The organism is Confluentibacter sediminis (assembly GCF_003258355.1).
GTDB classification, from domain to species: Bacteria; Bacteroidota; Bacteroidia; order Flavobacteriales; family Flavobacteriaceae; genus Confluentibacter; species Confluentibacter sediminis.
Window position 1 is genome coordinate 121,462 of record NZ_QKPO01000004.1, and the last position, 13,337, is coordinate 134,798.

At 32.1% G+C, this 13,337-nt stretch carries 13 protein-coding genes; 11 read left to right on the forward strand and 2 right to left on the reverse strand.

The window, feature by feature from the left end; all coding sequences use genetic code 11:
- The first annotated feature begins 127 nt into the window (after positions 1–127).
- Positions 128–1,552: a response regulator gene (locus tag DKT72_RS04050; RefSeq protein ID WP_111307443.1), complete on the forward strand. Its 1,425-nt coding sequence runs from the start codon at positions 128–130 to the stop codon at positions 1,550–1,552.
- Positions 1,553–1,555: 3 nt separating this feature from the next.
- Here the strand turns inward: DKT72_RS04050 and DKT72_RS04055 are convergent, their stop codons facing one another.
- Together DKT72_RS04055 and DKT72_RS04060 are read right to left on the reverse strand one after the other, a co-directional pair.
- Positions 1,556–1,939 carry a RidA family protein gene (locus tag DKT72_RS04055; RefSeq protein ID WP_111307444.1) on the reverse strand — a complete coding sequence of 128 codons (384 nt, stop codon included), beginning with the start codon at positions 1,937–1,939 and terminating at the stop codon, positions 1,556–1,558.
- Positions 1,940–1,950: 11 nt separating this feature from the next.
- A complete protein-coding gene (locus DKT72_RS04060; protein ID WP_111307445.1) occupies positions 1,951–4,701 on the reverse strand; it encodes a putative LPS assembly protein LptD in 2,751 nt (916 codons plus the stop codon).
- Positions 4,702–4,811: 110 nt separating this feature from the next.
- Between DKT72_RS04060 and DKT72_RS04065 the strand changes: the two genes are divergently transcribed.
- The 10 genes from DKT72_RS04065 (at position 4,812) to DKT72_RS04110 (ending at position 13,330) form a co-directional block, all read left to right on the forward strand.
- Positions 4,812–5,948, forward strand: a complete 1,137-nt coding sequence (locus tag DKT72_RS04065; RefSeq protein ID WP_111307446.1) for an N-acetylmuramoyl-L-alanine amidase family protein — start codon at positions 4,812–4,814, stop codon at positions 5,946–5,948.
- A 143-nt stretch (positions 5,949–6,091) separates the two neighbouring features.
- Positions 6,092–7,036 carry an MlaD family protein gene (locus DKT72_RS04070; RefSeq protein ID WP_111307447.1) on the forward strand — a complete coding sequence of 315 codons (945 nt, stop codon included), beginning with the start codon at positions 6,092–6,094 and terminating at the stop codon, positions 7,034–7,036.
- Positions 7,037–7,054: 18 nt separating this feature from the next.
- Positions 7,055–8,362, forward strand: coding sequence for a 4Fe-4S dicluster domain-containing protein (locus DKT72_RS04075; protein WP_111307448.1), 1,308 nt, complete (start codon positions 7,055–7,057; stop codon positions 8,360–8,362).
- An 11-nt stretch (positions 8,363–8,373) separates the two neighbouring features.
- The gene (locus tag DKT72_RS04080) at positions 8,374–9,165 is read left to right on the forward strand and encodes a (Fe-S)-binding protein (protein ID WP_111307449.1); all 792 of its coding nucleotides are present in this window, start codon (positions 8,374–8,376) and stop codon (positions 9,163–9,165) included.
- Position 9,166: 1 nt separating this feature from the next.
- Positions 9,167–9,766: a hypothetical protein gene (locus DKT72_RS04085; protein ID WP_111307450.1), complete on the forward strand. Its 600-nt coding sequence runs from the start codon at positions 9,167–9,169 to the stop codon at positions 9,764–9,766.
- On the forward strand, positions 9,766–10,251 hold the full coding sequence (locus DKT72_RS04090; protein WP_111307451.1) for an ABC transporter ATPase: 486 nt from the start codon (positions 9,766–9,768) through the stop codon (positions 10,249–10,251). The genes DKT72_RS04085 and DKT72_RS04090 overlap by 1 nt, the downstream gene beginning before the upstream one ends.
- Before the next feature lie 88 nt (positions 10,252–10,339).
- Positions 10,340–11,563, forward strand: coding sequence for a phosphoserine phosphatase SerB (gene serB, locus DKT72_RS04095; RefSeq protein ID WP_111307452.1), 1,224 nt, complete (start codon positions 10,340–10,342; stop codon positions 11,561–11,563).
- 129 nt (positions 11,564–11,692) lie between these two features.
- Entirely contained in the window at positions 11,693–12,133 is a 441-nt protein-coding gene (locus tag DKT72_RS04100) for a thioredoxin family protein (protein ID WP_111307453.1), read from the forward strand.
- Position 12,134: 1 nt separating this feature from the next.
- Positions 12,135–13,121, forward strand: coding sequence for an FAD:protein FMN transferase (locus DKT72_RS04105; protein ID WP_370445568.1), 987 nt, complete (start codon positions 12,135–12,137; stop codon positions 13,119–13,121).
- On the forward strand, positions 13,121–13,330 hold the full coding sequence (locus DKT72_RS04110; RefSeq protein WP_111307454.1) for a DUF4266 domain-containing protein: 210 nt from the start codon (positions 13,121–13,123) through the stop codon (positions 13,328–13,330). Before DKT72_RS04105 ends, DKT72_RS04110 begins: the two co-directional genes overlap by 1 nt.
- Positions 13,331–13,337: the final 7 nt, after the last annotated feature.

Sequence of the window (13,337 nt, forward strand, 5' to 3'; positions counted from 1 at the left end):
CCAAAAATATGGCTTTTTTGAAATTTAAGATTAAAAAAATTGGTATATTATAAGGATAATCAAAAACTGTCATTGTTTTGTGTATTTAATGAATTATAGGTTAAGTTTGTTAAAAATTAATAATTGAATGGTATTTTTTTCACAATCGAGCAAATTTTCAAAACGCATTATTGGGCTATCTTTTTTAGCTTTGGGGGCTATTTTTGTTATTTTCTACTTCTTATATCACTATATTCAGGTTAATAAAAACTTATATCCTGTCACGTTAGTATTATTGATTTTTGTAATTGTATTACTGATAGCATTAGTCTATTTTTTATGGAATAAAGCTCATAATGACTATGTTAAATCTAAGTTGATTAAAGATATTGAAAACCTTGAAAGAGATCTAGATAAAGCCAATTTACTTAAAGATCATAAGTCGCTGTATTTGGCAAACATGAGCCACGAAATTAGGATTCCACTTAATGCGATTTTAGGGATGCTTAACATGTTGAGAAAAACGAGTTTAGATAGCGATCAGATGGCTGAAGTTGAAATAGCCCATTATTCTTCCCAGCATATGTTGCAGTTGGTGAATATGATTTTGGATAATTCTAAATTCGAAGATAGTAATAAGACTTTAGATTTGGTTGTTATTGATTTAGAATCAGATTTGTCTAAACTTTTAAAAATTTTCGAATATCAAGCTTGGGACAAAAACTTAGAATTTGAATTTAAGTTCTTGTCTGAAAAAAAGCCTAAATTTTTATTGTTAGGGGATTTAGCTCGAATTCAGCAAGTATTAGTTAATTTGATTAATAATGCCATTAAGTTTACCGATTTTGGTAAAATAACGGTTACCATTCACCAAACGGTTAGTGACGAGGATAATCAAATTGTCACTTTTTATATTAAAGATACCGGTATGGGGATGTTGCCTTATGAAGCAGAAAATGTATTTAAATCTGTTAAGGATGATGACTTTCCCATGCAACACTATAGGGATGCTGGTGTTGGACTTTCTATTTCGTATAAACTGGTGAAATTAATGGGTGGTGAATTGGAATTGGAAAGTAAAGAAAATGAAGGCTCTATATTCTATTTTAGTTTGCAATTAAAAAAGACCTTAAACTTAAAAGTTGAGACTAAAGAATCAGAAGTAGGTTTATTAAACAAGTTTGGTTATAAATTTAGTGTACTCGTAGCTGAAGACAATAAAATAAACCAAAAGGTAATTAAGTTTTTACTGGAACAACAAGGGGCAGATTGTACCTTAGTTAGAAATGGGCTTGAAGCAGTTAAACTTTATAGTGTACTGGATTTTGATATAATCTTTATGGATATATTTATGCCAGAAATGGATGGCTATGACGCAACTAGAATCATAAAAGCGACAGAAAAATATGCCAAAAATAATACACCTATTATAGCTGTTTCTGCAAGTGCTTTTGAAGCTGATATTGAAAAAGCCAAATTGTCTGGAGTGGATGATTTTTTAGCTAAACCTATTGAAACAGAGAGATTAAAAGAGTTATTGGCTAAATATCTGGTACAAAATCAGCCAAATTAATGATCAAGATTTAATAGCAATCATACTAATTTCAACATTGACGTTTTTAGGCAATTTTGCAACTTGTACCGTTTCTCTGGCAGGTGCATTGGCGTCTTCAAAATAACTCCCATATACCTCATTTATTTGTGAAAAATCATTCATGTCACTAATGAAAATAGTAGATTTAACAACGTCATTAAAAGTCATATGAGCCGCTTCAATAACTGCTTTTAGATTTTCCATAACCTGCCTTGTTTCACTTTTTATGTCTTCAAGAACTAAGTTTCCTGTTTTCACATTTAATGCAATTTGACCAGACATGTATAATGTGTTTCCACTTAATATGGCTTGATTGTAGGGACCTATTGGCGCTGGAGCATTTGGTGTATTAATCACTTTTTTCATTTATTTAGATTTTAAAGTCTTTGATCTGGTTGTCTACGTTTTTCATATTTAAGGTCTTTTAAGATATTGGATTTTATACCAATAAAAAAGTTCCATGAACTGACAGTGCTAAAAGGAACCCAACTAAAATTCATGCGCCAACTTAGCAAGTCACGTTCAAAACGCAATTGCGTAAAGGTAAACCCATTGCTTTTTAGGTCATATCCAGAAGAAGCGCCAACAGACCATTTAGGAGATAATTCTATATCGCCAGAAAACATAAGTGAATGGGATGATATTAGATTTTCCCTCCTTGCATTTGAATAGTTTACAGCATAGGCTAGACGCAAGCTCCATGGGATGTTGTTATTATAAAATTCAGAAGTGGTTTCTTCCTCATTGCCGTTTTCTTCATCTTCCGTGTATTGATTTGAATAATCTTGAGGCACACCAAATAAATCATCATCTCTACCACCGTTTCTAACATTTTCTTGTATGGCCTTACTGTTTTTATCTTTTTTATTGTTTTTACTAGAAAAAGAAGTACTCATAGTTAAATTAGCACTTGTAAGCCTAAATAAACTACCGCCATTATCGATATTGAATTTATCAATTTTATTATTGTTATTGTCTAATGCATATGGATCTAGAGTAGCGCCAAAATTAACACTCAATTTATTATCAAATAATTGGGTACCTCCAGACATTCTAACAGGACTCCATTGTAATGAATCACCAGCGAGATTATAAGAGGTTGAAAAATTTAAATTATTAAGTAGAATAATCTTTTTAGGTTCTGTAGCCGTTGTGTCTTTATCTCTTACTTTGGCTTCAAAATTATTAGATAGCGAAAGCCCAATAGAACTTGAAAATGTTTTATTAGGTATTCCAAAAATAGATTTTTCAAAACGCGTATATTCTTCATCACTTGTAGTAAGTCCATCGGCGCTTATTACTTCAAAAGTATCATAATATTTATCAAAAGCTGGATTGATATTGTAACTAACAGAAGGTCTTATAACATGTCTTATAGCCTTAATTGCAGGGTCTTTGCCATCTTTCTCAAAATTAAACATTCCGTAAATGGTAGTTCCTAAACTTGCACTAAAATTATAAGTTCTAAAGGCATCAAACCCATTAATGGTATCTACAACGATAGTTCTATTTATTTGGTCAAAAGATTTTTTTATGGTTTTGAATGTCCAAACTTCATTGTAATTAGTACTAGCACTTAAGCTAAAGTGCTTGAATACTTTAAAGTTTGTACTCAAAGGAATGTTGTGTTGAAATCCTGCTTCGGCATCTTTAAACATTTCTTTTTTAAAGAAAAGAGAGTCGGTAGTTTTAATTCTATTTTCTCCTCGAACACTATATTGTAAACTTACATTTTGAATAATCCCTTTTTTAGTACCAATTTTTGGTGCAAAAGGAAAAATCCTACCAACACTGCCTTGAAACGTAGGCAGGGTCATATTAATTTCTTTAGTATTGGTATTTTGTGAATGGGTTGCTGTTAAACTAATACTGGTTTGAGGTTCGCCTTGAAATGTTTTTGAGTACGATACAGACGATGATAAGGTATTGTTTAAGGTACTCCCAATATTTGCTTGATTAAGGGTTGTTCTATAATAAGTACTACTACCTAAGTTTACAGATGCCGAAAACCTAGAGTTCGGACTTGATTTTCCATCTTGGCTATGTGACCAACGTAAGTTGTAAACGGTAGATTTTGAATAATCAGGAAAACCACGTTCGCTACTTATTAAGTTCTCATATCTAAAAGCAAAATTACCTCTAAATTTATAACGTAACGCATAGGTGCTCTCCATACGCAATCCATAACTACCATTGGTGTAATAATCTCCTAAAACAGCTAAATCCACATAATCGCTAATAGCAAAGTAATAACCACCATTTTGTAAAAAATACCCTCTCTCATTCTGTTCCCCGAACGAAGGGACAATGATACCCGATGTTTGTGTCTCTGTTTGAGGGAAAAAACCAAAAGGTAAGCCAATAGGAGTGGGTACATCATAGATAAAAAGATTGGCTAAACCCGTTACTATTTTTTTTCCAGGAACAACTTTAGCTTTTCTTAATAAAATATAATATTCAGGGTCTTCAAGATTTTCGGCTGTGGTATATTTTCCTCTATTTATAAAATATACCGAATCATTCTCTTTTTTTGTTATGGAAGCAATTACAGTACCTCCAGACTGTTCTGTTTTACTATTGTATATAAGGGCTTTTTCAGTCTTGGTATTAAAAACAATAGAATCGGGTTCAACAACATTGCCTCCTTGTGTAAAAACAGGTGCTTGAATATAAGTTTTTGTAGAATCAATAATACCTCTTGCATAAACTGTGTTTTTGCTGTAGTCAACAGTAATACTACCAGCTTTTATATTGATGTCACCATAGGTTATTTCCGCTTCATTGTATAAATAAAGCTGTTTCTTTTTTTGATTAAATGATGTATAATCAGTTGCTTTATAAGTAACAATATCTGTTAAAGTCTCTTTTTTGGGTTTAATAGAATCTTTAACAATGGTGTCTTGAACCTTTTCAGATATTTCAGGAATTAGCAAACTATCCACACTTACTACAATACTATCTTTTACACTTGGTTTAATAGGGGTGCCTTTTTTGGGAAAGTCTTGGGCGAAGCTAAACGTGTTGATAAACACTGTAAAACTTAGTGCAAAAAGTATTTTAAAGTTGTTTGTATGCAACGCTTTTAAATGTATTTTTGTAAAAGTATGGCTCGGTTTTTGAAAAGCCAAAATTACATATATTTTTCTGTGATTAATTTATTATTCAACAAAAATTTAAAATTAAACTTATACTCAAATTTATAGGGTAATAAGTTAGGTTTATAGTCGTTAAAATTGATATGAGAACGTACAGAATATTTCTTTTAGTATCCATTATTATAGTATTAACATTATCTTCATTTAAATCAAGTAATGACGGGAATAATACCTCTGCAAAGTTTATTGTAGTCTTAGATGCAGGTCATGGAGGTAAAGACCCTGGTAATTTGGGTAATGGTTATAAGGAAAAAGACATTGCTTTAAGCGTAACTTTAAAAGTTGGCGAACTGTTGGAGAAAGATCCAGAGATAGATGTTGTATACACGCGTACTAAAGATGTGTTTATAGAACTTAAGGACAGACCGAAAATTGCGAATAAGGCAAAAGCAGATTTATTTGTCTCTATACATTGCAATTCTCATCGTACTCAAGCGTCTGGTACAGAAACATTCGTATTGGATATTGCTCATACCAATCAAAATTTTGAAGTGGCAAAAAAGGAAAATGAAGTTATTTTTCTTGAAGATGATTATGAAAAACATTATGCTGGATTTAATCCAAATTCCCCAGAATCTTTAATAGGCGTAACGCTGGCTCAAGAAGAATTTACAGATCAAAGTATTTTATTAGCTAGTTTTATAGAGAAGGAAACTTCAACTGGTTTGAAACGTAAAAGTAGAGGTGTAAAACAAGCTCCTCTATGGGTAATCCATCAAACAGCCATGCCTAGTGTATTAACAGAATTAGGATTTTTAACAAATAATGAAGAGGGTAAATACTTAAATTCCGAAAAAGGACAGAATGAAATGGCTTCAGCTATTGTAAAAGCCATCTTAAAATATAAAAAATCTTTAGATTTAAATGTTGAAGGCGATGCTTTAATAAATGAGTATTTAAAAGATGCAGACCTACCAGAAATAGCAACCCCTATAAGTACTGCTCCCATAAATACTGAGATAGAATTTAAAGTTCAAATAGCCGCTAGTTCAAAAAATTTAATTACCAAGCCTTATAACTTTAAAGGATTAGAACCTGTATCTAAAGTCAAAGAGGACGGGTTGTACAAATACTTTTACGGATTAACTTCAGATTATAATGTTATAAAAAGACTTGAAGATGAGGCAAAGAGGAAAGGTTATAAATCTTGTTTTATAGTAGCATTTAAACAGGGTCAAAAAATTCCATTGTCAGATGCGTTAAAAACAACTGCTAATTAAAGGTGTTCTTTTTAAATTTATTTTAAATTTGTGCATCTAAATAAGATTTATTCTGAAATTAGCATATCTAGAAATTATGATGTTTGCAAAAATACTTTTATGCGAATTACATCTTTCTGATTAAAAACAATATAAAACTATACATGAAAATATCAAAAGAAGTAAAAACCGCTATATTAGTTATTTTAGGAATTGCCCTATTTATTTTTGGATTCAATTATTTAAAAGGCAAAAATTTATTTGAGTCAACAGATGTTTACTATACTAAGTTTGATTACAATGCTTTAACTAAAGCTTCAACAGTTACTGTAAATGGTAATAATGTAGGTAAAATTCAAGATATAAAATACGACTATAATAGCGGAAAAACTATTGTGTCGTTTACTGTCAACGACAAACTTAAGTTTTCAAAGAGCAGTAAAGTACGTATGTATGAAACAGGCTTGATGGGAGGCAATGGGTTGGCTATTATAAATAGCTATGAAGGTGAAATGGCAAAATACGGAGATACATTACCCTCTGAGGTAGAACCTGGACTTGTTACTAGTTTAACTAAAAACTTTTCAGGAATCAGTGATAATTTAGATATTACATTAAAATCTACCGATTCGCTTATCAATAATTTGAACAGGATTGTTATAGATGATTCTGAAGAAGGTTTGAAAAGAACCATTGCTGAATTAAACTCTACGTTAAAAAGTTTTAAACAATTGTCTTTTTCAGCAAATGGCTTAATTTCAAAAAATGATGAAAATATAGCCATCATCTTAGAGAATTTTAAAACCACGAGTCAAAATTTATCTCTTTTATCAACAGAATTAAAAGAAGCAAATTTAGATGATACCTTAAAAAATCTGAGCAAAACCGTTGCTAGTTTAAATACAGTATTATCCACCATTGAAAAAGGAGAAGGCTCTATGGGGAAATTATTAAAAGACGAAGGGTTGTATAATAATTTAGAAGGCGCTTCTTTACAGTTAGAACAGTTACTTCAAGATATGAAATTGAATCCGAAACGCTATGTGCATTTCTCTTTATTTGGGAAAAAAGCGAAGCAATACGATGCGGAAGGAAACGAAGTAAAATAAAAAGATGAAATCTTTCATATGAGTTACTTGCCCAACATACTATTTGCCATGGCGCTAATTATTGGTGTAGGTTATTTTGTTAAAAATGTAAAAAAACTTATTCGCAATATTAAATTAGGTCATGATGTAGATGTTAGTGATAATAAATCACAACGTTGGAAAAACATGGCAATGATTGCATTAGGACAAACAAAAATGATCCGCAGACCTATTGCAGGAATTTTACACGTTATTGTTTATGTTGGTTTTATTGTCATTAATATTGAGGTTTTAGAAATCATCATTGATGGTCTATTTGGCACACATCGTTTATTTTCTGCCATAGGAAAACCTTATGATGTTTTAATTGGCATTTTTGAAATTTTAGCCGTTTTGGTATTTATATCGGTTATTCTTTTTTGGATGAGAAGGAATATGATTAAACTGAAACGTTTCTGGAAACCGGAAATGACCAGTTGGCCAAAAAATGACGGAAATTTTATTTTATATTTTGAAATGGTTTTAATGACCCTGTTTTTGGTTATGAACGCAACCGATGTTCATTTTCAAAACATGAATTCAGGGAATGTAGTCAGTCAGTTTATAGCACCCTTTTTTAGTTCTTTATCAGAAACCACAGTTCATGTTATTGAAAGAGCCGCTTGGTGGATGCATATTCTAGGTATTTTAGTTTTCTTAAATTACCTATACTTTTCAAAACATCTTCATATATTATTAGCGTTTCCAAACACCTATTATGGTAGTTTGAAACCAAAAGGACAATTCGATAATTTAGAAGCCGTTACTAAAGAAGTAAAATTAATGATGGATCCAAACATTGATCCATTTGCGGCACCAGTAGAAGGAACAAGCACAGACACGCCGGCTAAATTTGGTGCCAGTGATGTGCAAGATTTAAATTGGGTACAATTATTAAACGCTTACACATGTACCGAATGTGGGCGTTGTACAAGTGAATGTCCAGCAAATCAAACAGGGAAAAAACTATCACCACGAAAAATCATGATGGATACCCGTGACCGTTTAGAGGAAGTTGGTAAAAATATTGATTTGAATAAGGGAACATTTAAAGAGGACGGTAAGCAATTGCTGGACGATTATATTACTAGAGAGGAACTATGGGCATGTACATCGTGTAATGCCTGTGTAGAAGCTTGTCCAGTAAGCATAAATCCGCTGTCCATTATAATAGACATGCGTCGTTATTTAGTTATGGAACAATCGGCTGCTCCAACCGAATTAAATAGCATGATAACTAATATTGAAAATAATGGCGCACCATGGCCCTATAATCAAATGGACCGATTGAATTGGAAAAACGAATAATTCATTAACTAATGAGCGAATTACTAAATGTACCAACAATGGCAGACTTTATGGCACAAGGTAAACAACCTGAAGTGCTATTTTGGGTTGGATGTGCTGGAAGTTTTGACGACAGAGCTAAAAAAATAACAAAAGCCTTTGTTAAATTATTAAACAAAGCCAATGTTGAATTTGCAGTATTAGGAACCGAAGAAAGTTGTACAGGTGATCCTGCCAAACGAGCTGGAAATGAATTTTTATTTCAAATGCAAGCGGTCACTAATATTGAGGTACTTAATGCTTATGACATAAAAAAAATAGTAACGGCTTGTCCGCATTGCTTTAATACCATAAAAAATGAGTATCCAGGATTGGGTGGGAATTATGAGGTAATGCATCACACCCAATTTTTAAAAACCTTGTTGGATGAAGGACGTTTAACTATTGAAGGCGGACAATTCAAAGGAAAGCGCATCACGTTTCATGACCCATGTTATTTAGGGCGTGCCAATAATGTATATGAAGCTCCCAGAGATTTAATTAAAAAGCTTGAAGCTGAATTGATTGAAATGAAAAACTGCAAACGCACAGGTTTATGTTGTGGGGCAGGAGGTGCGCAAATGTTTAAAGATGCTGAAAAAGGAAATAAAGAGGTTAATATTGAACGTACCGAACAAGCTTTAGAAATAAAACCAGAAATAATTGCTGCTGGATGTCCGTTTTGTAATACTATGATGACCGATGGTGTTAAAGCTAAAGATAAAGAAAAGGACCTTCCTGTCATGGATATTGCAGAACTCATAGCTAATGCCCAAGACTTATAGTATGAAAAAAATAATTCTATTTTTATTTTTTGTAGTTAATGCTACTGTTTTTTCTCAAGATATTAAAGAAAAAATAGCAAAAGAAACTTGTGAGTGTGTTTCAAAATTAGACACAGATTCAATGAATAGTTCTGATTTAGAACTGAAATTCGGATTATGTATGCTTGACGCTTATAATATGCATATCGACGAGTTTCCAGAAAGTGAAAGACTTGATTTTGGGGATAATGTTCAAATGGAGAAATTTGGAGAAGAGATTGCTTTAAAAATGCTCACCTCTTGTCCGGATTTAATTTTGAAATTAGGAGGAAGCTATAATGTTAGTGAGAATGAGAATACAGATAAAAATGACTCTGTTATTAAAGGTGTTTTTAATGGTTCTAAAACAGGTACTTTTTATAATATTATAGTTAAAGAGTCTACTGGGAAAACCACAGAATTAATAATTCTTGATTATTTTGAAAATGTCTATTTAATTACAGATAAATTAATTAAAAATAATCAAGAAATAGAAGTTTATTATTATGAAACAGAACTATTTGATGTCAAGTTAAATAAATTTGTTTCCACTAAAATTGTAACAGATATTATAAAAAAATAATGTACGTACCTTTTGATGAATTACCTGAAGAATCAAGAGTTTGGATTTACCAAGCGAACCGTTCTTTTACAGAACAAGAACTTGATGAAATTCAATCTAAATTAAATGTTTTTCTAGAAAACTGGACAGCGCATGGTAGCGATTTGCAAGCAGGATTTACTATTAAATATAAGCGATTCATTGTTGTAGGCTTAAATCAAAATTTAAACAAAGCTACGGGCTGTTCCATTGATGCTTGTGTTCACTTTATTCAGCAATTAGAAAAAGAATATCGAGTAGATTTAATGGATAAAATGAATGTCTCTTATAAGCAAGGCGATTTTATAGCTTACAAAACGCTTACCGATTTCAAAAAAATGGCTAAAGAGAAAGCTGTTTCAAAAAACACTATAGTATTTAATAATCTCGTTACGAACATTGCTGAGTTTAATGAAAACTGGGAAGTTCCCGCTAGCGATAGTTGGCATAGTAGATTTATTAAATAGGGTATTGAGGTCTTTTTTTAAACCTAAAATTTTCATATATCAAATAGAATAATGAATTTTACAGCTTACAAAGCGTAAACATAAAATTATGGCGAATGAAATTATTTTATTAAATATTTCAGGACAAGACAAACCAGGTTTAACGTCTGCATTAACGGGTGTTTTGGCAGCATACAGCGCTAAAATATTAGATATTGGGCAAGCAAACATTCACGATACATTATCATTAGGTATATTATTTGAAATTCAAGCAGGAGCTGATTCTGCTGCGGTTTTAAAAGATTTACTTTTTAAGTCTTATGAGCTTGGTATCACTGCAAAGTTTACGCCCATTTCCCTAGAGGACTATGAGAATTGGGTAAGTTTACAAGGCAAAAACCGATACATTGTTACCATTTTAGGTGAAAAACTGGCGGCCAAACAAATATCTGAAGTTACCAAAGTCATTTCAGAAAAGAATTTAAACATAGATTCCATCATAAGACTTACTGGGCGTACTTCACTTGTTAAAAAAGAAGACTATCCTAGAGCCTGTATCCAATTATCTATTAGGGGAGAAATAGCTAAAAAAGAAGAGTTTACATCGAAATTCATGCAAATCTCTAGGGAGTTAGATGTCGATATCGCATTTCAAGAAGATAATATCTACAGACGAAACAGACGTTTAGTGTGTTTTGATATGGATTCAACCCTAATACAAGCTGAAGTTATTGATAAATTGGCAGAACTAGCGGGGGTTGGAGATGAAGTTAAAGCCATTACTGAATCTGCTATGCAAGGTGAGATTGATTTCACGGAAAGCTTTATAAGAAGGATGAAGCTTTTAAAAGGTTTGAGTGAAGAAGTCTTACATGATGTGGCCATTAATTTGCCATTGACAAAAGGAGCCAGAAGACTTATTGATACTTTAAAAAGCTACGGATTTAAAACCGCCATTTTATCGGGTGGATTCACCTATTTTGGTCACTATTTGCAAAAGGAATTGGGTATAGATTATGTATATGCCAACCAATTAGAAATTAAAGATGGCGTATTAACAGGTGGTTATATTGGTGACATTGTAGATGGAAATAAAAAAGCAGAGTATCTTAAAGATATTGCATTAAAGGAAGGTCTAAATATTAGTCAAACTATTGCAGTGGGAGATGGAGCAAATGATTTGCCAATGCTTAATCTGGCTGGATTAGGGATTGCTTTTCATGCCAAACCAACGGTAAAAGATAATGCACAAAGTTCTATTTCCAGTATTGGGTTAGATGGCGTGTTGTATTTACTAGGGTATCACGACAGACATATCGATTTAATCGAATAGATAAGTAATATTTACTATTTATTAACGTTATCATTTTATTTTATAAATAACTCTATCAGGTTCTGTAACAAATGTAGCTTAAGATTATTTTCTCAAATAGTACATTTAAATATAAATTATAAAATAGAAATGAATAAATTGCTTTTTACTTTTGTAGTTGTCTTTTTTTTAAGTTTAACTGCTTTCTCTCAACAATGGCAAACTAATTTTGAAGAAGCCAAAAAACAAGCTTCAAAAAACAATGAAAATATTGTTTTGGTATTTCAAGGCTCAGATTGGTGTGCACCTTGTATAAAACTGGACAAAGAAATTTGGAGTACAGAAACGTTTAAAAAACTTTCACAGAACCATTTTGTAATGCTTAAAGCAGATTTTCCTCGAAAAAAAGCCAATAAATTATCGGAGGAGCAAACACTTCAAAACTCAAAATTAGCAGAAATTTATAATCATCAAGGCATGTTTCCCTTAGTCGTTGTTTTAAATAAAGATGGTAAGGTTTTGGGCAAGACAGGATATGAAAAATCCAATCCATCAGATTATTTTAAAAAACTAACGTCATTCGAAAATTAAGTTGAAAACCTTTTTTAGCATCTTAGCTTTTTTCATAATAGGCATAGTGTTCTCTCAAAATGAATATACCAGAACACTCAAATTAATGGGAAGTCGTTTTGATATGACTGTGGTTGCGAATAATGAAGAAGAAGGTAATGATTTTATTGACATGGCTGTAAATGAAATATCAAGGATTGAAAAATTGATTTCTTCTTGGGATGCTAATTCACAGACCTCGGAAATTAACAGAAATGCAGGTAAAAAACCAGTTGTCGTTGATGAAGAATTGTTTCAATTGATTGAACGATGCATAAAAATATCAAAATTAACGGATGGGGCATTTGATATTTCGTATGCATCTATGGATAAGGTTTGGCATTTTGATGGTAGTATGACCGAAATGCCATCTGAAGACACTATTAAAAACTCTGTTGCTAAAGTTGGTTACCAAAATATAATTCTAGATGCGACTCATCACTCTGTGTTTTTAAAATTAGAAGGCATGAAAATTGGTTTTGGGGCTATTGGTAAAGGGTATGCTGCAGATAAAGCCAAAGCTTTATTACAGAGTAAAGGTGTTGTAGGCGGAATTGTTAATGCCTCTGGAGATTTAGATGCCTGGGGAAAACAGTCCAATGGCAAAGATTGGATGGTTGCCATCGTCAATCCATTAAATAAAGACAAAGTATTTTCTTGGATGCCTGTAAGGAATAGTGCTGTTGTAACGTCTGGTAATTATGAAAAGTATGTGAAATTTAATAATGTTTTGTATACACATATCATAGATCCAAGAACAGGGTATCCAGCGACGGGTATTTTAAGTGCTACTATTTTTACTAAAACGGCCGAATTGGCAGATGCCTTGGCAACATCTATTTTCGTTATGGGTGTTGATACCGGGTTAGATTTCGTGAATCAGTTACATGGTGTTGAATGCATCATAGTAGATGTGAATAATAAAGTTATAACATCAAATAATATTACTCTAAAACCTAATAAAGATTAATGAAAAAGCTTCTATTACTAGTATTAATAATTAACTCTGTTTTTTCATGTACTGCTGTGAAAGAATATGAAAAGGTGAATATAAACGACCCGGATATGGTTTTGTCAAATAAACCATCTGATAGGTTTATCACAAATTTCCAAGTGTATAGAGAAGCGGCTTCTGGTGCCAACGGAGGCAAATCAGGTGGAGGTTGCGGTTGTAATTAATTGAAAT